The following is a 26,265-nucleotide window of genomic DNA, read 5'->3' as shown; positions in this document are numbered from 1 at the left end:
ACGACAGCATCGAGCTTGTCGCGCGAGTGGTACCGCAGAGGCGATGCGTCGCCCGATCGCGGCACGCCCCCGCGCAGAGGTACCACTCAGGCGAGCGGAACCGTCCAGGTCAGCGTCGTGCCCTCCCCTGCGGCGGACCGTTCGCTGAAGACGCCGCCGCATTCTGTCGCACGGCGTTCCAAGTTCCGCAGACCCGAGCGACGGGCGTCCTGCGGTATGCCGATACCGTCGTCGGACACCTCCACGACGAGGTCGTCGGACGCCACGATCCGGACACCGATCCGCTCGGCGTCGGAATGACGGAGAGCGTTCGACAGTCCTTCCCGCAGGACCGCTTCGATGTGCGGCGACAAGGTGTCCGGGACGATCGTGTCGACAGGACCCGAGAATGCGACGCTCGGGGTGATCGGCGCGTGTGCGGCGAGCTCGGCGACCACGTCGAGCACTCGACGCCGGAGCGTCTTGGTGCTCTGACCGGAGCTGCTGTGCAGGTCGAAGATCGATGTTCTGATCTGGGCGATCGTCGAGTCGAGGTCGGTGATCGCCTGATCCATGCGTCCGTCGAGTTCGGACGGCCGCGCTTTCATCGTCTGCATCGACATGCCGATCGCGAAGAGCCTCTGGATCACCAGATCATGCAGGTCACGAGCGATCCGATGCCGGTCGGAGAGGACCTCCATCTCCCGTTCCAGGTCCTGCTGCTGTGCGTACGCGATCGACAACGACGCAACACGTGCGACCCCGGCGAGCCCCGCCTCCTCTTCGGCTGTCCACACTCGACGATCGACGTGTGTCAGGACGATCGCGCGGAACTGCCCGGGCGGCCCTTGAATCGGTTGCACGGTGACCCACTGCGCACCGTCGCGCAGCCACGCGCGCTCGTCGTCGACAACGGACACTGCGAGGCCTGCGTCACGCGCGCCGAACGTGCCGGCGACGTCGTCGACGTTCACCGGGTCTCCCGTGTGGGCGACAAGCTCCGCCCCGGTGACGACATACACGTCGGTGGCGTGGCTCAACGACGCGACGTCCGCGCACACGCCGGTCAGCGTGTCTTCGAGCGAGATCCCACGAACCGGTTCGCTGCCGCGGTCGGCGAGCAGCTGCATCCACCGCAGCCGCGTCTGTGAACTCTCGAAGGAGCGCGCGTTGTCGACCGCGATGCCCGCGGCTACAGCCAGCACGGCGACGATCTTCTCGTCGAGCTCGGTGAACGCAGGCGCACCCTGCTTCTCCGTGAGGTAGATGCTGCCGAACAACTCCCCGCGGACGATGATCGGTGCCCCGAGAAAGGTGTTCATCGGCGGGTGTTGAGGTGGGAACCCGATCGACGCCGGGTGGTCCGACAACCGTTCGATGCGCAGCACCTCTGGATGGTGGAGCAGTTCACCGAGCACACCGTGACCGACGGGCAGTCGGCCCATCGTCGCACGCACATCGGGGGCTATTCCCGTGTAGACGAACGCCTGCAAGCTCAGTTCCGGTCCGCGAACGCCGAGGGCGCCGTAGCGGGCGTCGAGCACACCGGCCGCGACGTCGACGATGCGCTGCAGCGCGAGGTCGAGTTCAAGACCCTGGCCGACCAGCAAGACGGCTTCGAGCACGTCACGCAGAGCCGTGGGGTCGTTCCCGTCTTTGGCTGCGAGCGCATCGACCGCCGTGCGGACCTCGTGGAACGTCATCGGGCCCGTCCTGCCGCAGCGACGAACCGGCCGACGGACTCGGGCACTCCCGCCGGGTGAACATGCAGGTAAGAGGCGTGAATGCCATGTGAGACGACGCCGTCAGCGGAGTTCGCGTCCCCCGCACGCCATGCCCACGCGGGTGTTCTGTCAGCCCGGAAGGCGACGGTGCTTCGGTGGAACTCGTGTCCGGTGACCCGCTCACCGGTGCGATAGAGCACGCTGTCGGCGACCGCGACCGCGTCCCGATAGCCGAGGGTCAGGCGCGGGCCGAAAGCCCCGTCGGCCTCGATCGCTCCGACCATCGCATGGCCGTCGAGCATTGACGACAGATACAGCAGCCCGGCGCATTCCGCATGGACCGGACGTCCGGCCGCGGCATGGCGAGCCAGATCGGAGCGCAGGCCCTCGTTGGCGGCGAGATCGACTGCGTGCTCCTCCGGGAACCCACCACCGATCACCACCGCCGACGTGTGCTCGGGCAGTCTGTCATGCAGTGGATCGAACGACACCACGTCGGCTCCGGCAGCGGCCAGGAGTTCGGGGTGCTCGGCGTAGCCGAACGTGAACGCCGCTCCCTGCGCGACGGCGACGACGGGTCTCGTGTCGACACGGTGTTCGGCCATCTCGTCGGCGGCCGACCACGGTGCGACCTCCGTGCCCCTGGCCGTCGCAGCGAGACGGACGATCGACTCGACATCGATACCGGCGCCGACCAGCCGGGTGATCGCATCAACGGACGCCACGGCCTCGGCACTGCGTTCCGCCGCGGGGACCAGTCCCAGGTGCCGTGACGGCACCGACAGCGCGGAGTCCCGGCGGACCACACCGAACACCGGCAGTCCGGCCCGGTCCGCGGCCTGCCGCAGTACGGCTTCGTGGCGATCGGAGCCGACCCGGTTGAGGATCACGCCCGCCACGTGAACCGTCGGGTCGTACGAGACGAAACCGTGCAGCAGTGCTGCAAGCGACTGACTGTGTCCGCCGGCGTCGACCACCAGGACCACCGGGGCGCCGATCAGCGATGCGACGTGCGCGGTGGACCCGACTCCGAGGGTGCCGTCGTCGTCGGTGATCCGGCCGTCGAACAGGCCCATCACACCTTCGACAACCGCGATGTCCGCGTCCACCGAGCCTGCGGCGAAGAGCGGCCCGATGCGGTGCTCCCCCACCAGGTTGGGGTCGAGGTTGCGTCCGGGTCGGCCCGCGGCCACGGCGTGATATCCGGGATCGATGTAGTCCGGCCCCACCTTGAACGGCGCAACCCGGTGACCAGCGGCGACGAGTGCGCCGATGAGCCCGGTGGTGATCGTCGTCTTTCCGCTTCCCGAGGACGGCGCCGCGATGACGACAGTGGGAACCCGTCGCCCACCCGCCCTGCGGGTGTTGATCACCACTCGATGCCCTTCTGGCCTTTGCGGCCGGCATCCATCGGGTGCTTGATCTTGGTCATCTCGGTGACCAGGTCGGCGGCTTCGACGAGTGCGTCGGGCGCGTATCGACCGGTGATCACGACGTGCTGGCGGCCGGGCCGCTCACGGAGCGCGGTCACCACTTCGTCGACGTCGATCCATCCCCAGTGCAGCGGATAGGTGAACTCGTCGAGTACGTAGAAGTCGTGTTCTTCCGATGCGATGCGCCGCGCGATCTCGGTCCAGCCGGCACGCGCCGCGTCAGCGTGGTCCTGTTCGGCGTCGTCGCTCCGGCGGATCCACGACCAGCCCTGGCCCATCTTGTGCCACTGGACCGGTCCGCCTTCTCCGGTGTGCTCGTGCAGTCGTCCGAGTGCGGTCATCGTCGACTCCTCGCCGACCTTCCACTTGGCGCTCTTGACGAACTGGAAGACCGCGACGTCCATCCCGGCGTTCCATGCGCGCATCGCCATTCCGAAAGCTGCGGTCGACTTGCCCTTGCCTGGTCCGGTGTGCACTGCCAGCACCGGCTGGTTGCGTCGCTGACGTGTGGTCAAACCGTCGTTCGGAACAGATTCGGGGACTCCCTGAGGCATGTGATCACCCTATCCACCGCCCTCCGCGTGCTCACCATCCCCTGGCTCAACGAGCAGGAAGGGCGTCACTGACCGGGGACGAACCTCGCTCAACGAGCGGGAAGGGCGTCGCTGGGCAGGAAGGGGCGGCGCTGGGCAGGGGTGGAGGGACCTACGCTACGCCGCGAATGCCCGCGGCGAGACCGGTGTCGGCGAGATCGTCGAGAGGCACGTACTCGGCTCGGAGCCGCTTGGCGAGGGCCGCCGCCGAACCGAGACGGACGAAGCCCTGCTCGCAGTCGACGACAACCGTGCTGACGCCGCGGCGTGCGACCTCGTCGGCGGCTGACTCGGCGCGGCGCGCGGCATCACGTCCGCCGGTCGCTCGGCCGTCGGTGAGGAGCACGAGCAGCGGCCGTCGGTGAGGATCCACGCGGGCGGACCGGTCGATCACCTCCACACTGCGCTGCAGTCCCTCGGCGAGCGGCGTCCGACCCCCGGTGCGGACCTGAGCCAGACGACCGACGGCGATGTCGACCGAGCGAGTCGGCGGGACGGCGACATAGGCGTCCGCGCCTGCGGCGACGACCACCGCGACCCGATCACGTCGGGTGTACGAGTCACGCAGCATCTCGACGCACGCGTCACGGACCGCGGTCAGGCGTGACCGGGCGGTCATCGACCCGGACAAGTCGACGAGGAACACCACGAGATTCGACTCGGTGCCGATCCGCTCAGTCCCCCGCAGATCCCCGGGTTCCAGACTCGGCATCCCGTCACCGGCGGCCCGTCGGGCGGCCGCGAGGACCGTGCCGAACAAGTGGACACCGGTCCCGGTGCCGAAGTCGACGTCACGGACCGTAGACCCGCGGGTGCTGCGGGCACGCGACCGCCGACCGGGGTCGCCGTCACCGACGCCGTCGGCGCGGAAAGTCCGCACCCGTGGAGAGCCACCCGTCGGTCTCGTGCCGAACTGCGGTCCGGCAGCACCGCCGCCACTCGGCGGCGGGTCGTCGTCGGGGTCGTCCGTCTCGGTTTCGCTCGATGAGTCCGAGGGGCTGTCGTCGCGCGAGTCGGCGGAATCGTCGCCCGCCGGGCCGGGTGCCGTGTCATCGGAGTCGCTGGACGGATCCAGGTCCGAGGAGTCGGCAGGAGCGCTGGACGCGGCGTCGTCGCCTGCACGGAGTGCGTCATCGAGCTGTTCTTCCGACATCGACGACTCGTCGAACGGATTCCGTCGGCGGCGATGCGGGAGCGCGAGTTCGGCGGCCACGCGAACATCGTCCTCGGTCACCTCCGATGCACCGCGCCACGCGGCGTGGGCGGCCGCGGTGCGGGCCATCACGATGTCCCCGCGGAGGCCGTCCACGTCGAGGTGCGCACAGATGCCCGCGATCCGACGCAGTTCCGAGGCGGGCAGCATCACGTCGGGCAATGCCGAGCGCGCATGCGAGATCCGTGACGCGAGCTCGGTTTCGGCCGCGTCGTGCCGGTCGGAGAAGCCGGCGGGATCGGCGTCGAACGCCATGCGGGCGGTCACGATGGACACTCGCTCGTCCACGTCACGCGGACCCGCCACGTCGACAACGAGCCCGAAGCGGTCGAGGAGCTGCGGCCGCAACTCCCCTTCCTCCGGGTTCATCGTGCCGACGAGAACAAACCGAGCCGACTGGGTGTGGGACACTCCGTCGCGTTCGACAGTCACCCGACCGCTCGCCGCAGCGTCCAACAGGACGTCGACGAGATGGTCGGACAGCAGGTTCACTTCATCGATGTACAGGACGCCGTCGTCCGCCTTGGCGAGCAGGCCGGGAGTGAAGTGAGCCTGTCCGTCACGGAGCACGCGAGTCAGGTCGAGCGACCCGACAACCCTGTCCTCGGTGGCGCCGATGGGCAGTTCGACAACCCGCGATGCAGACCCGAGCAGAGGGCCGAGGCCACGCACAACGGTCGACTTGGCGGTGCCCTTCTCTCCTCTGATCAGCACACCGCCGATCCCCGGCGACACCGCCGACAGGATCAGCGCGAGTTTGAGCCGCTCCTGACCTACGACCGCGCTGAACGGGTACCGAACCGGGTCGGACATCGATCAGTCGTTGTCGCCGGTGAGCTGCAGGCTGCGGTTGGTCCAGTCCCAGACCTGGTTGTACAGGGCGGGATTGTCGTTGAGCTTCTGTCCGAACGACGGGATCATATCGGTCAGCTTGTCGCGCCATCCGTCGAAGTGGGCGGTGAAGCACTTCTCCAGGACGGAGATCATGGCGGGGACAGCGGTCGACGCACCCGGCGACGCACCCAGCAAACCGGCCATCGAGCCGTCCTCCGAGGTGACGACGGCGGTGCCGAACTCCAGGCTTCCGCCGATGCCGTTCTTGCGGATCACCTGAACGCGCTGCCCCGCGGTGATCAGCTCCCAGTCCTCTCCGACAGCGAGCGGGGCGAAGTCCTGGAGGGTGGTGACACGATCGTTGCGGCTCGCCGCGAGCTCGGAGATCAGGTACTTGAGGAGACCGAACTCCTTGGGAGCGATCGACATCATCGGCACCAGGTTGCCCGGCTTCACCGACTTCGGCAGGTCGAGGACACCACCGGTCTTCAGGAACTTGGGCGACCAGCCCGCGTACGGACCGAACAGCAGGCCCTTCTCGTGATTGATGACGCGGGTGTCGAGGTGCGGCACCGACATCGGAGGCGCGCCGACAGCGGCCTGGCCGTAGACCTTGGCCGAGTGTTCGGCGATGACGTCGGGGTTGGTGCAGCGGAAGAACTCACCGCTGACCGGGAAGCCGCCGAAGCCCTTTGCTTCTTTGATCCCCGACTTCTGCAGCAGGCCGAGGGCGCCGCCGCCTGCTCCGACGAACACAAAACGCGCCTCGACGCGGAGCTTCTCGCCGCTGCGGGTGTTGCGCAGCTTGATCACCCAGCTGCCGTCCGACTGCTTGCTCAGGTTGCGGACCTCGTGGCCGAAGTAGAGGTCGGCGTCGCGGCCGACGTAGTTCAGCAGCTGCTGCGTGAGCGCACCGAAGTCGACGTCTGTGCCCTCGGTGTACCAGTTCAGACCGACGGGGTCGGAGTAGTCACGACCCGCACCCATCAGCGGGAGACGCTCGGCGAAGGTGTCGGCGTCGTCGATGAACTCCATGCCCTCGAACAGGGTCTGGCTCGACAGCGCCGCGTGGCGCTTGCGGAGGAACTCGACACCGTCGGCGCCGTGGCAGTACGCGACGTGCGGGATCGGGTTGATGAACTCGTCCGGGGCTCCGAGCACGCCGTTGTCGACGCCGTGAGCCCAGAACTGACGCGACACCTGGAACTGCTCATTGATCGTCAGCGCCTTGGTGATGTCGATCTCGCCGTCGGCTCCCGCAGGCGTGTAGTTCAGCTCGCACAGCGCAGAGTGTCCGGTGCCTGCGTTGTTCCACGGATCCGAGCTCTCGGCCGCTGCCGCGTCGAGACGTTCGAACAGACTGATCGACCAGCTCGGCTCCAGCTGACGAATGAGCGCGCCGAGTGTCGCACTCATGATGCCTGCGCCGATCAACGCCACGTCCGTCTTGATGACCTTCTGCGACACGATGCTGCTCTCCTCCGAGGTCGGGGTGAATCCTTGCCGACCCCACTCCAGGGGCCGCTCTAGGAGATTCATTGTTCACCATCGAACGTTGACAGGTAGCACCGGTGCTTCCAAATGTGTCGCGTCCGACACGCGGATGAAGCGGCACTAGAGTGGTCGGCGTGACCACAGACTGGCGCCCTGACGAGTTTCTCGACGGCTATGAAGTCCGAACCATCCCGCTCGCAACGGATCCCGACGGCGAGGATCCGATCTTCGCGAGCCTCGTTCGCCGCCCGACCGACGGCATCACGCCGCGCGGTGCGGTGCTGTATGTGCACGGCTTCACCGACTACTTCTTCCAGACGGAGCTCGCCGACTTCTTTCACCAGAGGGGATACGCCTTCTACGCACTAGACCTCCGCAAATGCGGTCGGTCGCTGAAGGCTCACCATCAACCGCACTACACGAGCGATCTCGCCTTCTACGACGAAGAGTTGAACGCCGCACTGGACATCATCACCGACGAGGTGAGTGCGGCGGGTGGGACACCGCAGGTGATCGTCTCGGGTCACTCGACTGGTGGCCTGGTGACGCCGCTGTGGCTGGACAGACTCAGGACCGCAAATCCGGAACGGCACGGGCACGTGGTGGGCCTGCTCCTCAACAGCCCCTGGCTCGATCTGCAAGGCGAGGCCGTCTTGCGGTCGGCGCCTGCGTCCAGACTGATCTCTGCGGTCGGGTCGGTCCGGGGCATGCAGTCGCTCCCACGCGAACTGTCGTCGGCGTACGGCGACAGCCTGCACACCGATGTCCACGGCGAATGGACGTACGATCTCGTCCGCAAGCCACTCGCCGGATTCCCGGTGACGTTCGGTTGGTTGTCTGCAGTGCGCGCCGGGCATCGACAGGTGCATGCGGGCCTCGACGTCGGAGTCCCAGCGCTGGTCCTGAGGTCCGACAAGTCGTCGTTCCGCGGGAAGTACGACGCGTCGGTCGACACAGCGGACTGTGTACTGGACGTGAAGCAGATCGCGCAGTGGTCCGGATGCATCGGCGGCCGAGTTCTCGCCGTCGCCGTCACCGACGCACGGCATGACGTGTTCTTGTCGATCGAGAGTGTGCGCAGAAGGGCGTACGCCGAGGTCGACGCCTGGATGGAGAGCGAGTTCGACAAATGAGCACCCCCCAGATCGTCGACCTCGCGGTCATCGGCACCGGCAGCGGCAACTCGATCCCCGACGAGCGGTTCGACGACATGTCGATCGCGATCTTCGAAGAGAACCTGTTCGGCGGAACGTGCCTCAACGTGGGGTGCATCCCGACGAAGATGTTCGTGTACGCCGCGGACGTGGCGGAGGCGGCTCGAACCGCGGGCCGGTACGGCGTTCACGCGACTGTCGACAGCGTGGACTGGCCGTCGATCGTCGATCGTGTCTTCGGCCGCATCGACCCGATCACCGCGGGCGGTCGCGAGTACCGCGTGGACCGCTGCCCCAACATCACCGTCTATGAGAGCCACGTCCGCTTCGACGGCGTCGACGACGACCGATACCGCCTCGTGACAACCGCCGGTGACGTGGTGCTCGCTTCCCAGGTGGTCATCGCAGCTGGTGCCCGGTCGGCGGTCCCGGACGCGATCGTCGACTCCGGCGTTCGCTACTACACGAACAACGACGTGATGAGGCTGCCGGAACTGCCCCAGCGGTTGGCCATCGTGGGCAGCGGCTACATCGCCTCCGAGTTCGCCCACGTGTTCTCCGGCCTCGGTGTCGACGTGTCGGTGATCGCCCGGGGTCCCCGACTGCTGCGTCCCATGGACGACGACATCAGCGCACGATTCACCGAGGTCACCGCCGAGCAGTGGGACGTCCACTTGAACACCCAGGTCAGCGGCGCGACGACGCTCGACGGTGGCGGGATTCGACTGACGTTCGGCTCGGGCGACACGCTCGACGCCGACGCGCTGCTCGTCGCCACCGGCCGCATTCCGAACGGCGATCTGCTGTCGCTGGACACGATCGGCGTGGACCTCACCGACGACGGCAGGGTCCCGGTCGACTCCCGCGGCCGCACACCGGCCCGCGGTGTGTGGGCGCTCGGCGACGTGAGCTCGCCGTACCAGCTCAAGCACGTCGCGAACCACGAGCAGCGAGTGGTGCAGGCCAACATCCTGCTCGGCTGGGAGTCTGCAGAGCTCGCCTCCTTCGACCACCGGTTCGTCCCCGCCGCAGTGTTCACGCACCCGCAGATCGCGAGTGTCGGGCTCACTGAGGAGCAGGCGCGTGAACGTGGCCTCGACATCACAGTGAAGGTCCAGAACTACGGCGACGTCGCGTACGGCTGGGCGATGGAGGACACCGTCGGGATCTGCAAGGTGATCGCAGAACGCGGTACCGGCAGGCTGCTCGGCGCCCATCTGCTCGGCGCTCAGGCGTCGTCGATCATCCAGCCCGTCATTCAGGCGATGAGCTTCGGCCTGACTGCACACGAGATGGCACGCGGCCAATACTGGATCCACCCCGCGCTTCCAGAAGTTCTCGAGAACGCGCTGCTGGGGTTGGAGTTGTGAGCCTCCACGATCCGGTGTCGGTGCGGGAGTGGTATGCCGATTCGTCCGCCGCGTTCGTCGACGTCATCGATCGAGTGCCCGCATCGACGCTGGATCGTCCCGCGCTCGGCGAGTGGACCATGCGTTCGCTGGTGGGCCACACCTGTCGATCCGGTTTCACCACAATCGAGGTCTACTTCGCGGCGGCACGCGATCGAGTTGATGCCGGCGAGGGCCTCGGTGACCTTCTCGACGGCGCCGCGGCGTACTTTCACACCGCCCTCGACCGGGTGACCGACCAGGCCCTGGTCACCGAGGCGGGCGTGCGGGCCGGTGTCGGACTCGGCGACGAACCGTTCGATCACGCCCACGATCTCGCCGCGCGCGGGGTGGCGCTGGTCGACACCCTCGCCGATGACGATGTGCTGCTCACCCCGGTCGGCGCGATCTCCGTGTCCGACTACCTCGCCACCCGAGCCTTCGAATTGAGTGTTCACACGCTCGACATCGTCGACGCAGCCGGGATCGAACCGCCGGTCCAGTTGCCCGGGTGCGCCCGCCGGGCGGCGGCGCTCGCCGCGTCGCTGACGCGCGACTACGACGTCTACACGCTCCTCCGCGGCGTCCTCGGACGCGGCGAGATGCCGACCGGATTCACCTGCTTGCGCTGAACCTCGGCCCTTCTGCTGGTTATGCTGCTTCGATGACGAACCCCTCCCAAGCCGGATTCGAAGTTCTCGGCGCGAACGGAGAGTCGTTGGTGTTCGACGGCGTCACCGTGGCGAAATTCAAGCATCACGGCAAGGAGGAGACGGCTCGCAACCCGGTCTCCACGTTCCGCGAGGTGTCGATCAAGGAGAAAACCTCACTGTTCGGCAAGCCCAAGAACCCGCGCCAGTTCGACGTGCTGCTCGCGATGTCGTCGTTCATGGCGCTGACCGTCGACGAGCAGGGCCGAGCCCAGGTCACCGAGCTCGTCGCGCGCCTCGAGTCAATACAGCGCTGACCGCAGCGAGATCTCGCTCGCGACGGCCTTCGCCGCCTTCTGCGGCACCCAATGGTCGATGCCTTCGATGACGGAGAACCGGTAGTCGCCGTACACGTGGCGACCGCTGAACTCGGCCTGTTCGCGGCCCAGTGCGGTGTCACCGTCGCTCCACACCATGGTTGTCGGGATCTCGACCGGCGGGCATGCGAGGGTGGCGGCGATGTCACCAGTGAAGTTGGCGCGATACCAGTTCAGCGGGCCGGTGAGAGCGCCCGGTTCCAGCAGCGGCGCGACTTCGTCGGGTGTCACACCGTGACGGGTCAGACGCTCACCGTTGTCTTCGGTGAGCAGTTGCTCCGCCTTGGGCTTGACGAACGTCGAGATGTAGGACGAACGTTCCCGCTGGTCGGCCCCCGCCTCCAGGGCCTCTTTCATGGCAGACGGATGGCCGGTGCTGACTGCGACGAGACCGGTGAAGCGTTCCGGGTGTTTCGCGGCGAGATGCCAGGCCACGATGCCGCCCCAATCGTGTCCGACGATCATCGAGTAGGCGATGTTCAGGTGACCGAGAACTCCGAGGACGTCGCCGACCAGTTTCTCCAGTCGGTAGTCCTCGACGTTCTCCGGCCTCGCACCGGGGCTGTATCCGCGCTGGTCGAACGTGACGGTGCGCAGGCCCGCTTCGTGCAGTCGAGGGATCACGTCGTCCCAGCAGCGTGAGTCGACGGGAAAGCCGTGCAGCAGCACAACCCATGGCCCGCGGGCCGGTCCGCTGAGCTTCACATCGAAGGTCAGACCGTCATGCTCGACTTTCAGGTGCTCGGTTTCCACTCAGCCAGGATAGGACGGACGGCAGCGGCCCGGTGCCCGCCTCGAGCAATCTGTGCACAGCTCTCATGTCGAGGTGTTCTGTGACCAGATCGGCAATGGTGTCCAACTGGTCCTCGCGGACCTTCCTTACGGACAGTCCCGCTGCAGGCGTGAACGCAGGACGTCCGGCCTGGACGGCGACTGCACGCAGAAACGATCGACGCATGTCGTCGCCGTCGAGCAGGCCGTGACAGTGGGTGCCGACGACTGGCCCGCGGCGAGCGCCTTCAGGGCCGGTCTCGAAGTCCACCAGCCACGTCTCCTCCGCACTTCGGGCCACGACTCCGTGATGGATCTCGTACCCGTCGACACGAGCCCCCACACCGTCGTGGCCGGAGAACGTTCGGAGGGTCTTGTCCGATCGGAACTCGATGTCGACGTCGAACAGACCGAGGCCGTCCACCGTTCCCGCAGTCGACTCCACCCGATCGGTGATCCGCCGCGCGAGCATCTGGAATCCACCGCACACACCGAGCACCGGACGGCCGGCGCGCGCTCGCTCCACCACCGCGTCGGCGAGGCCTGTCGACCGCAACCAGCCGAGATCGGACACCGTGGCCCGGCTGCCCGGAAGGACGACGAGATCGGCTGCACGGACTGCGGCTGGATCGTCCACCCAGGTCACGTCGACGTCCGGTTCGCACGCAAGTGCCTCCACGTCGGTGGTGTTGGAGGTCCGCGGCAGTCGGATCGCGGCGACCGTGAGACGTTGACCCCCGCTGTGCGCGACCGGCCCACCGACCCGCCGACCCACGGGTGAGGAGAGTGAGTCCTCGGCGTCGATCCACAGGCCGTCGGCGAACGGCAGAACGCCGAGTGTCGGTCGGCCCGTCCGTTCGAGAAGGGTGACGAGGCCCGGGTCGAGCAGTGACGGGTCGCCGCGGAACTTGTTGATGACAAAACCTGCAACGAGTGCTTGGTCGTCGGGTTCGAGGAGCGCGAGCGTCCCGAACAGGTGCGCGAGCGAACCACCGCGGTCGATGTCGGTGACGAGCAGTACGGGCAGGTCGGCGGCCCTCGCCAAACCCATGTTCGCGATGTCCGTCGCACGGAGATTCACCTCCGCGATCGACCCGGCGCCCTCGCAGATCACGGCGTCGAAGTCGCGACGCAAAGACGCGAGTTCGTCGGCGACCACGTGCGCCAACTCGCTGCGGCGAACGTGATAGTCGGCAGCGCCGACGTCGCCGTACGGCCGACCGCGCACGATGACGTGCGAGCGCCGATCACTTCCGGGTTTGAGCAGGACGGGATTGAAGCGGGTGTCCGGTTGGAGCCCACACGCCGCAGCCTGAAACGCCTGCGCGCGACCGATCTCTCCGCCGTCCAGCGTCACTGCGGAGTTGTTCGACATGTTCTGCGCCTTGAACGGCGCCACTCGCACGCCGTCCCGCGCTAGTGCACGGCACAGGCCCGCGACGATGAGGCTCTTACCGGCGTCACTGCTCGTACCGCCGATGAGGAGAGCGCCCCGCGATTTCACACGAGCTCCAACGTTGGCAGCGATTTCGGTTCCCACGCCGGACGACGTCGCCAACGTTGACGCGTCACACTACGCGTCGGGAAGCGTGAGGACCTCGGCGCCGGTATCGGTGACGACGAGGGTGTGCTCGAACTGGGCCGTCCACTTCCGGTCCGCGGTGACGACGGTCCAGTCGTCGTCCCACATCTCCCAGTCCTTGCCGCCGAGGTTGATCATCGGCTCGATCGTGAAGACCATGCCCGGTTCCAGTACGGTGCTCACACTCGGCTCGTCGTAGTGAAGGACGACGAGCCCGTTGTGGAACGTCTCGCCGATGCCGTGTCCGGTGAAGTCACGGACCACCGAGTAGCCGAACCGATTCGCGTACGCCTCGATGACACGTCCCACGACGTTCAAGGCGCGTCCGGGCTTCACCGCCTTGATCGCCCTGTCGGTCGCGTTCCGAGTACGTTCCACCAGGTCACGAACCTCGTCAGAGACGTCGCCCGCGAAGAACGTGGCATTCGTGTCGCCGTGGACGCCGTCGAAGAACGCGGTCACGTCGATGTTGACGATGTCGCCGTCCTGGATCACCGTCGAGTCCGGGATGCCATGGCAGATCACTTCGTTGAGCGAGGTGCAGCACGACTTCGGGAAGCCCTTGTAACCCAGGGTGGACGGGTACGCACCGTGATCGAGCATGTACTCGTGGGCGATCCGGTCGAGTTCGTCGGTGGTGACACCCGGCGCGACGGCACGTCCGGCCTCGGCGAGCGCGTTAGCGGCGATCTTCGACGCGACGCGCATCTTCGCGATGGTCTCCGGGGTCTGCACCCACGGCTCACTCCCCTCCGCAACGGTGTCCTTCCACACGTACTCGGGGCGCTCGATGGCGTCTGGCACGGAAAGCACCGGCGCGACGACACCGGGAGTGAGCGGGGCACGAACAGTCATGCCGTCGATTGTTTCATGCCGACCGAACTCCCGAGGCCGACGCCCGCCAGAGCAGAGGTAAGGTATTCCTAAATAGTTTGTTTTCACTCATTTCGAGACAGGCAGGTTCCGGTGATCGGTCGACCACGCGTGCTCGTCGTCGCTGTGGCGGTCCTCGTCGCACTGACGTCGGCGTGCACCACCGAACCGATCGAGACCGATGCAGCCCGGTCGGCCAAGCTCACAGCCGCTCTACGAACCGGTCCGACCACTGCGGTGCTGCCCACGGCGGACATCGTCCCGGTGTCGTCCACCGTGTCCGCGCCTGCGCAGGCCGAGCGCATCGTGGCGATCGACCGCAACGGGACCCTCGGCGCGATCGTCTACTCCCTCGGACTCGGTTCGCACGTCGTGGGCCGCGACAAGTCCACGACGTTCCCGTCGGCTCGTGCGGTGCCGGTCATCACCGACACCGGGCACGCCATCAATACCGAGCGTGTCCTCGACGTGTCACCGACGATCGTGCTGACGGGCACCGACAGCAATCCCGCAGGCGCCGTCGACGCACTCCGTCGCGCCGGTCTGCACGTGGTCCAGTTCCCGGCCGAGCGATCAGTCGCGTCCACCCCGGAACTGATCCGGTCCGTTGCGGCGGCTCTCGGAGTACCGACGGAGGGCGAGAAGCTCGTCGCGCGGACCCAGTCCCAGGTCAACGACGCCGGGCGATCGATTCCCGACCTGCCGACCAAGCCCTCGATCGCGTTCCTCTACGTCCGCGGCGAGTACCTGCTTCTCCTTGCCGGACCTAAGTCCGGTGCCGACGACCTGATCGAGCACCTCGGCGGGGTCGACGCGGGCACGGCGTCCGGACTGACGGCCCCGTTCACGACGGTCAGCGCCGAGAACCTGATGGCGGCCGACCCCGACGTGATTCTGGTGATGACGCAGGGCGCGGATTCGGTCGGCGGCATGGACCGCCTGCTCGGCCTACCCGCCATCGCACAGACGAAGGCCGGGCGGTCGAAGCGGATCGTCGAGATGGATGAGACGCAGATTCTCATGTTCGGGCCCGACACCGGCCTGGTGATGGGTGCCCTGGCAAAGGCCATCTATGCGTGACCTGGTCCGCGGCCGCACCCTCGCGGTGTTCGTCGCCCTGCTGATCGTGCTCGCGGTGATCGTGGTCTTCTCCGCGGGAACCGGCGCAGTGCACGTCTCCCCCGCCGAAGTCCTCGGCTCGATCGCGCACCACTGGCACCTCGACATCGGGCCGCTCCCGAGTCACCCCAACGGTGAGACCGCGTTGTGGGTGACACGATTTCCCCGCATCGTCCTCGGGCTGCTTGTCGGCATCGCGCTCGGCGCTGCCGGCTGTCTCCTTCAGGGCATGCTCGCCAACCCGTTGGCCGAACCGGGAATCGTCGGCATCTCCTCCGGCGCGGCCATCGGCGCGTGCCTGATGATCGTGATCGGCGGCACGGGAACCAACGGTTGGGCCGTCGCCGGCGCTGCAGCCGTGTTCGGTCTGGCGACCACCTTCGCCGTGTACACCCTCTCGATGCGCGACGGAGCGTCGTCGACGATCATGCTGGTCCTCACGGGCATCGCAGTGAACGCGTTCGCGCTCGGCGTCATCGCATACCTGACCTACGTCGCAAGCACCGCGGCCCGCGAGCAGATCGTGTTCTGGCAGCTCGGCTCTCTCGCCGGCAATGCATCCTGGGCGCAGATCCGCGTGGTCGCTCCCCTGGTGATCGCGGGTGTCGCCGGCGGCATGGTGCTCGTCCGCAAGCTTGATCTGCTCGCACTCGGCGAGGTCCAGGCCGCATCCCTCGGCGTCAACGTCGAGGTCGTCCGTCGCCAAGTGATCGTGCTCGTCGCGATCCTGACAGCCGCGGCCGTCGCCTTCACCGGCATCCTGATGTTCGTCGGACTGATCGTCCCGCACGTGATGCGCTTGATCGTGGGGCCACGCCACGCCGTGCTGCTGCCTGCCAGCGCGTTGGGCGGGGCGCTCGTGGTTGCCGCCGCCGACCTTGCGGCACGCACTCTCACCGCCGGCGAACTCCCGCTCGGCATGCTGACCTCGTTGATCGGCGGCCCGGTGTTCTTCCTGTTGCTGCGTCGCAAGAGTGCCGGAGCCGCGCTGTGACCGGCATCGAAGCGCGCGACGTCACTGTGACTCTCGGCGGACGGACCGTGGTGTCCGGCGTCGACCTCGATGTGAGGCCCGGGGAACTCGTCGCCCTCGTCGGTCCGAACGGCTGCGGGAAGTCGACGTTGCTGTCCGCTGTGTCCGGGCTGCGGTCCCCCGACTCCGGACGAGTCCTGATCGGCGACGCCGACATCGCGACACTCGAGTCGCGGGCACTCGCTCGTCGACGCGCTTTCGTCACACAGACCAACCGGACCGACACTCCGTTCACCGTTCGCGAGGTGGTCGAGATGGGCCGCTACCCGTGGACCCGCACCCCGGAGGCCGCGCGGTCGGAAGCCTTGATCAATGCGGCGGTCGAGGCGTGTGAACTCGGCGACCTGCTGGAACGCCACTTCTCCCAGTTGTCCGGCGGGCAGCAGGCTCGCGTGAGCCTGGCCCGCGCCCTCGCACAGGACACGCCGGTGCTGCTGCTCGACGAACCGACCGCAGCCCTCGACATCGGCCACAGCGAACAGGTCCTGCAGATACTCGCCGAGCGTGCAAAAGCCGGCGCCACAGTTCTCCTGGTGGTCCACGACCTGTCGCTCGCCGCCGCGTACGCCGATCGGGTCGCGGTCATGAAGGACGGCCGCATTCAAGCGTGTGGCCCCGTCCGCGACGTGATGACCGCGGATCTGCTCTCAGCGACCTACGATCATCCGGTGCTTGTCGTCGATCATCCCGACACCGGAGAGTTACTCATCGTCCCGCGCCGCTGATGACAAACGCGCCGCCCCTCGACGGGACGGCGCGTTTGTATATGAAGCTCAGATCAGGCGTTCTTCTTCCGCAGGATGATCACGGCGACACCGGCCGCGACGAGCGCGAGGCCGGCCACCAGCGTCAGCCACAGCCCGAAGCCGACGTGAGCCTCGACATCGAACGATGTTCCGAACGGACTCGTGGAACCCGAGTTGAAATCATTGGCGGCGTCGCTGACGTCGGCGATGTCGACGATCGCGACGAGCACCGAGATGATGCCTGTCACCACGGCGGTGGCGCCCGCGGCGAGCGGCAGTGCCGCTTGCTTCGCCGTCAAGAACACCGCGGCTCCGGCTACAGCTCCCGCGATCAGGCCGAGGATCAGGGTGATCACACCGTCCTTGCCGTCGCCGACACCCGACGCCGAGTCGTTGACGAAGCCACTGATAGACACCCACGGCAGAAATGCCGCGATGATCACGACAACTGCCGCGCCGACGACACCCCACAACGCGGTGACCACCTTCTGGCTGAGCCCGGCACCCATGCCTGCGGCCAGCGGCGGGTACTGCTGTCCGTACTGGGCCGCTCCGTACGGCTGCTGGCCGTACTGAGCTGCAGTCTGCGCCTGCTGTTGGTCATACTGCGGCTGCTGAGGCTGCCCGTACTGCGGGGCTTGCCCCTGGCCATACTGAGCCTGACCATATTGAGGATCACCGTATTGCGGCTGGCCGTACTGCGGCTGCTGGGGAGCGCCGTACTGCGGCTGTTGGGGAGCACCGTACTGCGGCTGCTGGCCCTGCTGAGGTGCACCGTACTGGGGAGCACCGTATTGGGGCGTGCCGTACTGGGGAGCGCCACCGTGCTCAGGATTCTGCCCGGGGTATCCGGGTGTGGGACCGGTCATGGTTCGCCTCGACTTTCACTACAGGGTCTCCCGTGAGACTTCCATAACCTATGCCCTCATTAGACCGAATGCACGACGGGGGTTCACCCGAATGGCGCACACCCCTGACACGAAATTGACGAAACACCCAGATCCGACGTCGAAGTCCGGCGATTCCTCAACCCACCCGGTAACGGAGCGAGAGGGGCCCGGTCAGGGCCGGTAGTCGGCGGGCAGGCCCGCGAGAAAGTCTCGGGTGACCGCCACTGCTGCTTCCGATCCTCCACCCAGCACGATGAGGGTGGCGAACGCGATGTCGCCACGGAAGCCCGCGAACCACGCGTGTGATCCGCCCGCGACTTCGGCCTCACCGGTCTTCCCGTACACCTCGCCCTGATCGGCGATCGCAGACGCCGTACCCGAGGTCACGACGGCGCGCATCATCGTCCGCAGGCGCGCGTAGACGTCACCGTCGAAGTCGACCGTCGGGCCGACGACCTTCGTCGCGCGGTCGTTGATGAGTTGCGGGACGGGCCGACGACCAGTGGCCGCTGTCGCCGACACCAACGCCATTCCGAGCGGGCTGGCGAGGACTGTGCCCTGTCCGAAGCCGTCTTCGCTGCGTCGAACGAGTTCGGGCTCGATACGCACCGATCCGGCTTCGGACTCGATGCCCGCGATCGTGTAGTCGGACCCGAGGCCCATCGCGGCGCTGGCGTGGGCGAGGTCGGACGGACCCATTTCGCTGGCGAGCTTCGCGAACGTCGTGTTGCACGAGGCGGCGAACGCCTGTCGCAACGTGACTTGACCCAGCGAGAAGCCGTCGTAGTTGGGGATTGTGCGTTCGCCGATGGTGATCTCGCCGGGGCACTGGACCTGCGCGTCCGGCTCGCTCAAGTGCCCGAAGATCGCAGCGGCCGAGGTGACCATCTTGAAGGTCGAACCGGGCGGGAACTGCCCTGCGGCAGCCGGGAAGCCGGCGCGATCGGCGTCGCCGTTCTGCGCGATCGCGAGGATCTTGCCGGTGGACGCCTGAATGGCGACGGTCATCGCCTGCTTGCCGACGATCGCGTTCACGGCACGCTGCGCTGAGTCCTGCACGGTCCGAGACATTGTCAGGGACACGGCAGGCGCCGGAACGCTGGCGTGGTCGAAGACGACGTCGGCTACCAGTCCGTTGGCGTTCACCACCGACACCCGCCATCCGGGAGTGCCGATGATGTCACCGCCGACGGCGTTCTTGACACGCGTGACGACGGCGGACGCGAAACCGGGATTCCTCGGTTGGAGTACCGACTCGTCTCGCAACACGATGCCCGGCAGCGCCAGCTGATCACGCAGTCTGGAGGCGTCCGCTTCCGACAGGGTCCCGATCGGCATCGGATCGCTGGACGCGGTGGCCTGTTCGGCGATCCGCTGCGCCGACAGGCCGGGCACGAAGGGCCCCATGACCTGTACGAGCCGAGTCGCTGGACCGATCACGTCCCCCGCCTCTGCCGCAGCGCGGCCGTCGAACAGCACCCCGGTGACCACACCGTTCACCATCACTTCGGTGCCGTCGGACTCGTTGACGCTCGCTCTCGGCGGGCTGAGGTCGCCGACGGCGAGGTGCTGGTCGGTACCCAGCTTCGGGTGGATCGCGGTGGACGTCCACCGCACCGCCCACCCGGTGTCACTGCGGCCCATCGACAGCGTGGACTGGTACTCCCAGGTGCGCCCACGGGCCAGAGACCACGTGTAAGTCACGTCGACGTCGGCGACGTCATGATCCACACGCACTCGCCCGGTGCGCGCGGACATCGACTCCGCGCCGAGCCCTTCCCACGTCTCGGACATCGCGCGGGCCGCGGCGTCTGCGTTCGTCGTGACCGACGCCGCGGACTGGACGTCGCGGGCGGCGAACGCGGATATGAACCGGTCTGCCGCGTCGCGGGGTTCGTCGTCGTCCGACGAGCACGCCGCCGCCGTCACCACCATGACGAGGACACAGAGGAGTGCAAGAGCGCGACGCAGGATCATCGTGTGCGGAGGACTTTCTTTGTCAGTCGACGAGAACCGTCGCGAACGTGCCGACCTGAGTGAAACCGACCCGCTGGTACGTGGCGCGGGCCGGCGCGTTGAAGCTGTTGACGTACAGACTCGCGATACGTCCCTGCCGTGCGATGGCTGCTGCGACCGCTGCCGTCCCGGACGCGCCGAGTCCGTGTCCGCGAGACTCGCGGTCCACCCACACACCCTGGATCTGTCCGACCCGACGCGACATCGACCCGATCTCAGCCTTGTAGACGACACGATCACCGTCGAACCGGGCGAACACCCTGCGGGCCGAGATCAGCGCGGCGAGCCGACGCCGGTACGACGCCCCGCCGTCGACCTCGCACGGGTCGACTCCGACTTCGGTGCGGAACATGTCGACAGCCGCCGGGAAATAGTTGTCGAGGTCTGCGGGCGTCACGAGCCGGACCAGCGGGTCGGGTATCAGCGCAGGCATACCGCTCAACGCCAGCAACGGCTGATCCGGACGGATCTCACGCGGCTCGCCCCACATGGGCGCCAGTCGCTCCCACAGCCCCAGCGCCAGCGGTGCGTATCCGACGACCGATGTGCAACCGCGCGGCGACGCGAGAGCGCGTCCGGCGAAATCGTCGAGATCGGCCGCGCCACCGAGGAGCGGCATCAGATTGGCGCCCGAGAAGCACAGCGACTGCGCGGGCGTCGACGCGCTCCACATCTCGCCGCCGAGGAAGCGCGGCGACATGCCGTATGCCTCGACGCGGGCGGCGACCATGCACGACCCCACGGGATCCTGATCGAGGGCGCGGTTCACCGCTTCGGTGTCACGGGCTCCCAACGGGCGTCCGCCGAGCAGTCGCAGCACGTCCCACCTCCGTGTTCGAAGTCCCTAGTCATCCATGCGCCATGCGGCCCGGCTGAGCGGCGCTCAGCTGACCGAGACGACCGGTGATCCGCTCTCAGTGTCCCCCGACTCTTCGGCGATACGCAGCGCTTCGGCGATCAAGGTCTCGACGATCTGCGCCTCGGGGACGGTCTTGACTACTTCGCCCTTGATGAAGATCTGCCCCTTGCCGTTGCCGGACGCGACACCGAGGTCGGCCTCACGCGCTTCGCCCGGTCCGTTGACGACACATCCCATGACGGCGACGCGCAACGGGACCTCGAGACCTTCGAGACCCGCAGACACTTCGTTGGCGAGCTTGTAGACGTCGACCTGCGCACGTCCGCACGACGGGCACGACACGATCTCCAACTTGCGGGGACGCAGGTTGAGCGACTGCAGGATCGCGTCGCCAACCTTGATCTCCTCGGCGGGCGGCGCGGAGAGCGACACCCGAATCGTGTCGCCGATGCCCTCCGACAGCAGGGAACCGAAGGCGACGGCCGACTTGATCGTCCCTTGGAACGCCGGTCCAGCCTCGGTGACGCCCAGGTGCAACGGATAGTCGGACTGTGCCGCGAGCTGGCGGTACGCCTCGACCATGATCACCGGGTCGTTGTGCTTCACGGAGATCTTGATGTCGCCGAAGCCGTGTTCTTCGAACAGCCCCGCCTCCCACAGCGCTGACTCCACGAGCGCTTCCGGGGTGGCCTTGCCGTACTTCTTCAGTAGACGGGGGTCGAGTGATCCCGCGTTGACGCCGATCCGGATCGGAATACCCGCATCGCCCGCCGCCTTCGCGACCTCCTTGACGCGGCCGTCGAACTCCTTGATGTTGCCGGGATTCACTCGCACTGCGGCACAGCCGGCGTCGATGGCGGCGAAGATGTACTTCGGCTGGAAATGGATGTCGGCGATCACCGGGATCTTCGACTTCTTGGCGATCGTGGCGAGCGCGTCGGCGTCCTCCTGGCGGGGGCAGGCCACCCGCACGATGTCGCAGCCCGAAGCCGTGAGCTCGGCGATCTGCTGAAGCGTCGCGTTCACATCGTGCGTCTTCGTGGTGCACATCGACTGCACAGAGATCTGGTGGTCACTTCCGACGCCAACCGACCCGACCTGGATCTGGCGGGTCTTTCGGCGGGGCGCAAGAACAGGCGGAGGTCCAGCAGGCATTCCCAGCCCGATCAGATCAGTCATGCCTCCGAGTCTACCGACTCCCGCCTGGCCGCGAACGTCAGCCGAGCCGGATCGGATTGATGATGTCGGCCGTCACAGTGAGCACCATGAAGGCGCCCATCACTGCCACCACGGCATAGGTGAGCGGGAGCAGCTTCACGTAGTCGACCGGCGGACCGTCGGCCCTGCCGAGGGCCCGCCGAATCAGATTGCGGAACTTCTCGTACAGGGCGATCAGCATGTGCCCGCCGTCCAACGGCAGCAGCGGCACCAGGTTGAACGCCCCGAGGAAGAAGTTGATGCTCAGCAGCAGCAGGAAGAAGACGTTCCATAGACCCATCTCGACAACCTCACCACCGATGCGCGACGCGCCGACCACGCTCATCGGACTGTCCACGGCGCGCTCCCCACCGGTGACTGCAGTCCACAGCGACCCGATCTTGGTCGGCAGCGAGGCGAGCGACTTAACCGTCTCTACGATCATGTCGCCGGTGAACGAGACCGCGCCTCCCCAGACCGATCCGATGTCGTAGTGGTTGTCGAGTGTGTTGTCGAGTGTCACCCCGATGGCGCCGACCGTGACGGGCATCAGCGTGCCGTCCGGGTTCTTCGCCATCCGCTGCACTTGGGACACCGGGATCGTCACGTCGGTGCGTTCCCCGTCGCGCTCGACAGTCAGCACGGTGGACCCCTGCACGTCGCGGACCTTCTCGATCATGTCGGTCGAGTCGGAGATCGATGAGCCGTCGACGGCGATGATCTGATCACCGGTCCGCAGTCCCGCATCGACCGCGGGAGCTGATCCGGTGCACGGGACGGGCTTGCCGTTCGCATCCGTGGTCGGCGCGACGCACGAGATCTCGGCGACGTGCACCGGCTTGTCACCGAGGACCGGCAGTCCCCACGCCAGAGCGACGATCACGATCAGGACGAAGCCCAGGATGAAGTTCTGCAGCGGCCCGGCGATGAGCACGACGAGTCGTTTCCACGTGGCCTGCTTGTACATGGCACGGGGCTGATCGATCACCGACATCTCGTCGTGCGGCGTCATCCCTGCGATGTCGCAGAACCCGCCGAGCGGGATCGCTTTCAGGCCGTACTCGGTCTCACCGAAGCGGGTGGACCAGACGGTGGGGCCGAAGCCGACGAAGAATCGCCGGACTTTCATCCCGGTGGCCTTCGCCGCGAGATGATGCCCCAACTCGTGCCAGGCGATGGAGGTCAGCAGCGCGAGGGCGAACGCCACCACGCCGAGCACATAACTCACTCGTGTTCACTCCAGTCGTCGTCAGGCTAGGAGGCAGCGGCGACCAGCACGGCAGCGCGTTCGCGTGCCCACCGGTCCGCTGCCAGGACCTCGTCCAGAGTACCCGGCCGCGAGGTCCACTCGTCCGCGTCGGCCAGCACGTCCGCGACGACGCCGACGATCCTCGGGAACGAGATGCGGCCCGCGAAGAAGCCGTCGGCCGCGACCTCGTTGGCGGCGTTGAAGATCGCGGTCAGACTGCCGCCGGCGGTTCCGGCCTGTCGGGCCAGCGTGATCGCCGGGAAGACGACGTCGTCGACCGGCTCGAACGTCCACGCCGACGCCTGCGACCAGTCGCAGGCCGCCGAGCTGCCCGGCACCCGATTCGGCCAGCCGAGCGCGAGAGCGATCGGCAGCTTCATGCTAGGCGGCGACGCCTTCGCGATGGTCGCGCCGTCGACGAACGTCACCATCGAGTGCACGATCGACTGCGGATGCACAGTTACGTCGATCCGGTCGTACGGCACATCGAACAGCAGATGCGCCTCGATCACCTCGAGCGCCTTGTTGACCAGGGTCGCCGAGTTCAATGTGATCATCGGCCCCATGGACCACGTGGGATGCTTGCCCGCCTGTTCGGGAGTCACATTCGCCACCTGCTCCGCGGTCCAACCGCGGAACGGGCCGCCCGACGCGGTGAGCACCAGTCGGTCGACCTCCGTCGCCGATCCGCCGCGCAGGCACTGCGCGATCGCCGAATGCTCGGAGTCGACGGGGACGATCTGGCCCGGGGCCGCGGCGTCGAGGACCAATGCCCCGCCCGCGACCAACGACTCCTTGTTCGCCAACGCCAGCCGAGCGCCCGATTCGAGCGCGGCGAGGCTCGGGCGCAGCCCGATCGCTCCGACCACGCCGTTCAGCACGACGTCTGCCTCCACCGACTCGATGAGACGGACCATCGCGTCGTCGCCTGCGAGGACGCCTCCACCGATCCGATCAGCCAGGGCACCGGCCGCGGCCGGGTCGGCGACCGCGATCCGGGAAGCGGCGAGCCCGGTCGCAGCCACCTGGCGTTCCAGCAGGTCCAGGTTGCCGCCGCCCGCGCCGAGTCCGACCACCTCGAACAGTTCCGGATGCTCGTCGATCACCTCCAACGCCTGGGTACCGATGGAGCCTGTCGATCCGAGGATCAGCACACGTGTCGTCACGCCTGACATTGTCGCGCACCGGGTGCCTGTTCCGTCACCGGCACGGGTTATGCTTACCCCGAACTACTACCGGCTGTCATAAGGAGTGGACGTGGCAAGTACTGAGGTCCAGGCGATCGATACCGGCTGGGTCCGTGAGCCCGCCGATGCACCGTCGGCCCGCTTCGGCTGGCACGGCACCGCACCGCGCACGTACGCGATCGCCGCGTTCGTCTCCGGACTCATCTGCCTCGCGATGCTGAAGGGCAACCACATCGGCCACGTCGAGGACATCTTCCTCATCGGATTCGCCGTCGTCCTCATCGGTTACGCGGGCTTCAAGATGATCCCGAAGAAGGGCGCCTGGCGACGCTAGCGCACCCCGCATACAACAACGATCGCCCACCTCATCGAGGTGGGCGATCGTTTTTCTGGTGTCCGCAGCTCAGCGTTCGTCGGCGGCGAGCTGGCCGCATGCAGCGGCGATCTCTTGCCCGCGGGTGTCGCGCACGGTGCAGGAGATCCCCTGTTCGCGGACGCGGCGGACGAACTCGTCCTGGACGTGCCGCGGGCTCGCGTCCCATTCCGAACCCGGGGTCGGGTTGAGCGGGATCAGGTTGACGTGCGCAAGCGAGCCGAGCGTGCGACGCAGCTTCTCCCCCAGCATGTCCGCGCGCCACGGCTGATCGTTCACGTCGCGGATCAAGGCGTACTCGATCGATACGCGACGGCCCGTCTGGTCCGCGTAGTAGCGTGCCGCCGACAGCACCTCGGCCACCGACCAGCGGTTGTTCACCGGGACGAGGGTGTCGCGGAGCTCGTCGTCCGGGGTGTGCAGCGAGACGGCGAGCGTGACCGACAGCCCTTCGTCTGCGAGACGCCGGATCGCGGGTGCAAGGCCGACAGTCGAGACGGTGACGTGTCGCTGGGAGATGCCGAAACCCTCCGGCGCGGGCGACGTGATCTTCCGGACCGCGTCGACAACACGCCTGTAGTTGGCGAGCGGCTCGCCCATGCCCATGAACACGATGTTCGACAGGCGCCCCGGCTCTCCGAGGTCACCGTCGCGGGTGGCCCGCGCCGCGGCCCGCACCTGATCGACGATCTCCGCGGTCGACAGGTTCCGGTCAAGACCGCCCTGTCCCGTGGCACAGAACGGGCACGCCATACCGCAGCCGGCCTGTGAGGAGATGCACAGCGTGGTGCGGTCGCTGTAACGCATCAGGACTGATTCCAAGAGCGTGCCGTCGTGCAGTCGCCACAGGGTCTTGCGGGTCGACTCGTCGTCGCACGCCACGTGCCTGACAGGTGTCATCAACGTCGGGAAGAGCGCCTCGCCGACCGCGTCACGCTTGTCTGCGGGCAGGTCCGTCATCTCCGTGACGTCGCCCGTCAGGCGACCGTAGTACTGCTTGGCCAGCTGGTTCGCCCGGAATTTCGGCAGACCGAGCCCGGTGACGGCCTCGATTCGTCCGGCGTCGTCGAGATCGGCGAAGTGCTTCGGCGGAAGCCCACGCTTGGGCGCGTCGAACACGAGCGGCAGAGAAGTCATACAGTCATCATCTCATGGCATGCTTGTGGTATGAGCACACCAGAAATGAACGGGGGCTCATCGCAGTACGAGCCCGAAGTCGACCAGGCTCCCGAGGCGATGCCGCCCGTCCCGGACCAGGTGCAGGCGCCGGCGGACGAAGTCGCGCACACTCGAACCCGAGCGACGTACGCGGGCTGGATCATCGGCGTGCTGATCACAATTCTGCTTCTGGTGTTCATCCTGCAGAACACCGGCTCCCAGGCCATCCACTTCTTCACGTTGACCGCAGACGTCCCCATCGGCGTCGGGCTCCTGATCGCTGCGATCTGCGGTGCACTCATCACAGCGCTCCTGAGCGGCGCTCGACTGTTTCAACTCAAGCGGGCGCTCAAGCGAACGACGCGCTGACCAG

The 26,265-nt window shown here is 67.1% G+C and carries 24 protein-coding genes; 9 read left to right on the top strand and 15 right to left on the bottom strand.

All coding sequences use genetic code 11. The features are described 5' to 3' along the window. Nucleotides 1–86: 86 nt before the first annotated feature. The 5 genes from JVX90_RS06470 to mqo form a co-directional block, all read right to left on the bottom strand. Complete coding sequence (locus tag JVX90_RS06470) at nucleotides 87–1,682, bottom strand: GAF domain-containing protein (protein WP_205331576.1); 1,596 nt, start codon at nucleotides 1,680–1,682, stop codon at nucleotides 87–89. Then, nucleotides 1,679–3,079, bottom strand: coding sequence for a cobyrinate a,c-diamide synthase (locus JVX90_RS06465; RefSeq protein WP_205331575.1), 1,401 nt, complete (start codon nucleotides 3,077–3,079; stop codon nucleotides 1,679–1,681). The genes JVX90_RS06470 and JVX90_RS06465 overlap by 4 nt, the downstream gene beginning before the upstream one ends. After that, nucleotides 3,073–3,690: a cob(I)yrinic acid a,c-diamide adenosyltransferase gene (cobO, locus tag JVX90_RS06460; RefSeq protein WP_205331574.1), complete on the bottom strand. Its 618-nt coding sequence runs from the start codon at nucleotides 3,688–3,690 to the stop codon at nucleotides 3,073–3,075. Before cobO ends, JVX90_RS06465 begins: the two co-directional genes overlap by 7 nt. A gap of 151 nt (nucleotides 3,691–3,841) precedes the next feature. After that, complete coding sequence (locus tag JVX90_RS06455) at nucleotides 3,842–5,755, bottom strand: VWA domain-containing protein (protein WP_205331573.1); 1,914 nt, start codon at nucleotides 5,753–5,755, stop codon at nucleotides 3,842–3,844. A gap of 3 nt (nucleotides 5,756–5,758) precedes the next feature. Next, on the bottom strand, nucleotides 5,759–7,243 hold the full coding sequence (gene mqo / locus JVX90_RS06450) for a malate dehydrogenase (quinone) (protein WP_205332300.1): 1,485 nt from the start codon (nucleotides 7,241–7,243) through the stop codon (nucleotides 5,759–5,761). 152 nt (nucleotides 7,244–7,395) lie between these two features. Here mqo and JVX90_RS06445 point away from each other — a divergent pair, with 152 nt between their 5' ends. From JVX90_RS06445 to JVX90_RS06430, 4 genes are read left to right on the top strand one after another with little or no spacing between them, the layout of a single operon-like run. Beyond that, nucleotides 7,396–8,403, top strand: a complete 1,008-nt coding sequence (locus JVX90_RS06445) for an alpha/beta hydrolase (RefSeq protein WP_205331572.1) — start codon at nucleotides 7,396–7,398, stop codon at nucleotides 8,401–8,403. Beyond that, the gene (gene mtr, locus JVX90_RS06440) at nucleotides 8,400–9,794 is read left to right on the top strand and encodes a mycothione reductase (protein ID WP_205331571.1); all 1,395 of its coding nucleotides are present in this window, start codon (nucleotides 8,400–8,402) and stop codon (nucleotides 9,792–9,794) included. The genes JVX90_RS06445 and mtr overlap by 4 nt, the downstream gene beginning before the upstream one ends. Further along, the gene (locus JVX90_RS06435) at nucleotides 9,791–10,444 is read left to right on the top strand and encodes a maleylpyruvate isomerase N-terminal domain-containing protein (protein ID WP_205331570.1); all 654 of its coding nucleotides are present in this window, start codon (nucleotides 9,791–9,793) and stop codon (nucleotides 10,442–10,444) included. Before mtr ends, JVX90_RS06435 begins: the two co-directional genes overlap by 4 nt. Before the next feature lie 32 nt (nucleotides 10,445–10,476). After that, nucleotides 10,477–10,779 (top strand): hypothetical protein, encoded by a 303-nt coding sequence (locus JVX90_RS06430; protein ID WP_205331569.1) that lies wholly within the window; start codon nucleotides 10,477–10,479, stop codon nucleotides 10,777–10,779. On the opposite strand, the gene JVX90_RS06425 is transcribed toward JVX90_RS06430, so the two are convergent. The 3 genes from JVX90_RS06425 to map form a co-directional block, all read right to left on the bottom strand. Then, entirely contained in the window at nucleotides 10,765–11,592 is an 828-nt protein-coding gene (locus tag JVX90_RS06425; RefSeq protein ID WP_205331568.1) for an alpha/beta hydrolase, read from the bottom strand. The two genes, JVX90_RS06430 and JVX90_RS06425, sit on opposite strands and share 15 nt — an antisense overlap. Beyond that, the gene (locus JVX90_RS06420; RefSeq protein WP_205331567.1) at nucleotides 11,561–13,114 is read right to left on the bottom strand and encodes a cobyric acid synthase; all 1,554 of its coding nucleotides are present in this window, start codon (nucleotides 13,112–13,114) and stop codon (nucleotides 11,561–11,563) included. Before JVX90_RS06420 ends, JVX90_RS06425 begins: the two co-directional genes overlap by 32 nt. A 69-nt stretch (nucleotides 13,115–13,183) precedes the next feature. Continuing rightward, nucleotides 13,184–14,047, bottom strand: coding sequence for a type I methionyl aminopeptidase (gene map / locus JVX90_RS06415; RefSeq protein ID WP_205331566.1), 864 nt, complete (start codon nucleotides 14,045–14,047; stop codon nucleotides 13,184–13,186). A gap of 111 nt (nucleotides 14,048–14,158) precedes the next feature. Between map and JVX90_RS06410 the strand changes: the two genes are divergently transcribed. From JVX90_RS06410 to JVX90_RS06400, 3 genes are read left to right on the top strand one after another with little or no spacing between them, the layout of a single operon-like run. Continuing rightward, a complete protein-coding gene (locus JVX90_RS06410) occupies nucleotides 14,159–15,145 on the top strand; it encodes an ABC transporter substrate-binding protein (RefSeq protein WP_205331565.1) in 987 nt (328 codons plus the stop codon). After that, complete coding sequence (locus JVX90_RS06405; RefSeq protein ID WP_205331564.1) at nucleotides 15,138–16,178, top strand: iron ABC transporter permease; 1,041 nt, start codon at nucleotides 15,138–15,140, stop codon at nucleotides 16,176–16,178. The genes JVX90_RS06410 and JVX90_RS06405 overlap by 8 nt, the downstream gene beginning before the upstream one ends. Beyond that, on the top strand, nucleotides 16,175–16,942 hold the full coding sequence (locus JVX90_RS06400) for a heme ABC transporter ATP-binding protein (protein WP_205331563.1): 768 nt from the start codon (nucleotides 16,175–16,177) through the stop codon (nucleotides 16,940–16,942). The genes JVX90_RS06405 and JVX90_RS06400 overlap by 4 nt, the downstream gene beginning before the upstream one ends. A 53-nt stretch (nucleotides 16,943–16,995) precedes the next feature. On the opposite strand, the gene JVX90_RS06395 is transcribed toward JVX90_RS06400, so the two are convergent. The 6 genes from JVX90_RS06395 to dxr form a co-directional block, all read right to left on the bottom strand. Next, nucleotides 16,996–17,832 (bottom strand): hypothetical protein, encoded by an 837-nt coding sequence (locus JVX90_RS06395; RefSeq protein ID WP_205331562.1) that lies wholly within the window; start codon nucleotides 17,830–17,832, stop codon nucleotides 16,996–16,998. 192 nt (nucleotides 17,833–18,024) lie between these two features. Then, the gene (locus JVX90_RS06390; RefSeq protein WP_205331561.1) at nucleotides 18,025–19,830 is read right to left on the bottom strand and encodes a penicillin-binding transpeptidase domain-containing protein; all 1,806 of its coding nucleotides are present in this window, start codon (nucleotides 19,828–19,830) and stop codon (nucleotides 18,025–18,027) included. A gap of 22 nt (nucleotides 19,831–19,852) precedes the next feature. Next, entirely contained in the window at nucleotides 19,853–20,689 is an 837-nt protein-coding gene (locus tag JVX90_RS06385; RefSeq protein ID WP_205331560.1) for a GNAT family N-acetyltransferase, read from the bottom strand. Nucleotides 20,690–20,752: 63 nt separating this feature from the next. Further along, on the bottom strand, nucleotides 20,753–21,907 hold the full coding sequence (gene ispG, locus JVX90_RS06380) for a flavodoxin-dependent (E)-4-hydroxy-3-methylbut-2-enyl-diphosphate synthase (protein WP_205331559.1): 1,155 nt from the start codon (nucleotides 21,905–21,907) through the stop codon (nucleotides 20,753–20,755). Between the two features lie 37 nt (nucleotides 21,908–21,944). Continuing rightward, nucleotides 21,945–23,153, bottom strand: coding sequence for a M50 family metallopeptidase (locus JVX90_RS06375; protein WP_205331558.1), 1,209 nt, complete (start codon nucleotides 23,151–23,153; stop codon nucleotides 21,945–21,947). Between the two features lie 26 nt (nucleotides 23,154–23,179). Further along, complete coding sequence (gene dxr / locus JVX90_RS06370) at nucleotides 23,180–24,349, bottom strand: 1-deoxy-D-xylulose-5-phosphate reductoisomerase (protein WP_205331557.1); 1,170 nt, start codon at nucleotides 24,347–24,349, stop codon at nucleotides 23,180–23,182. A gap of 82 nt (nucleotides 24,350–24,431) precedes the next feature. Here dxr and JVX90_RS06365 point away from each other — a divergent pair, with 82 nt between their 5' ends. After that, nucleotides 24,432–24,695 carry a DUF2631 domain-containing protein gene (locus JVX90_RS06365; RefSeq protein ID WP_008378436.1) on the top strand — a complete coding sequence of 88 codons (264 nt, stop codon included), beginning with the start codon at nucleotides 24,432–24,434 and terminating at the stop codon, nucleotides 24,693–24,695. Nucleotides 24,696–24,764: 69 nt separating this feature from the next. Here JVX90_RS06365 and rlmN read toward each other — a convergent pair whose 3' ends face one another. Continuing rightward, a complete protein-coding gene (rlmN, locus tag JVX90_RS06360; protein WP_205331556.1) occupies nucleotides 24,765–25,871 on the bottom strand; it encodes a 23S rRNA (adenine(2503)-C(2))-methyltransferase RlmN in 1,107 nt (368 codons plus the stop codon). 30 nt (nucleotides 25,872–25,901) lie between these two features. On the opposite strand from rlmN, the gene JVX90_RS06355 reads away from it, so the two are divergent. After that, nucleotides 25,902–26,261, top strand: coding sequence for a lipopolysaccharide assembly protein LapA domain-containing protein (locus tag JVX90_RS06355; protein ID WP_205331555.1), 360 nt, complete (start codon nucleotides 25,902–25,904; stop codon nucleotides 26,259–26,261). The last annotated feature ends 4 nt before the right edge of the window (nucleotides 26,262–26,265 follow it).

This window comes from Gordonia sp. PDNC005, from assembly GCF_016919385.1.
GTDB lineage: Bacteria > Actinomycetota > Actinomycetes > Mycobacteriales > Mycobacteriaceae > Gordonia.
This window is presented reverse-complemented; position numbering and strand designations above follow the sequence as displayed.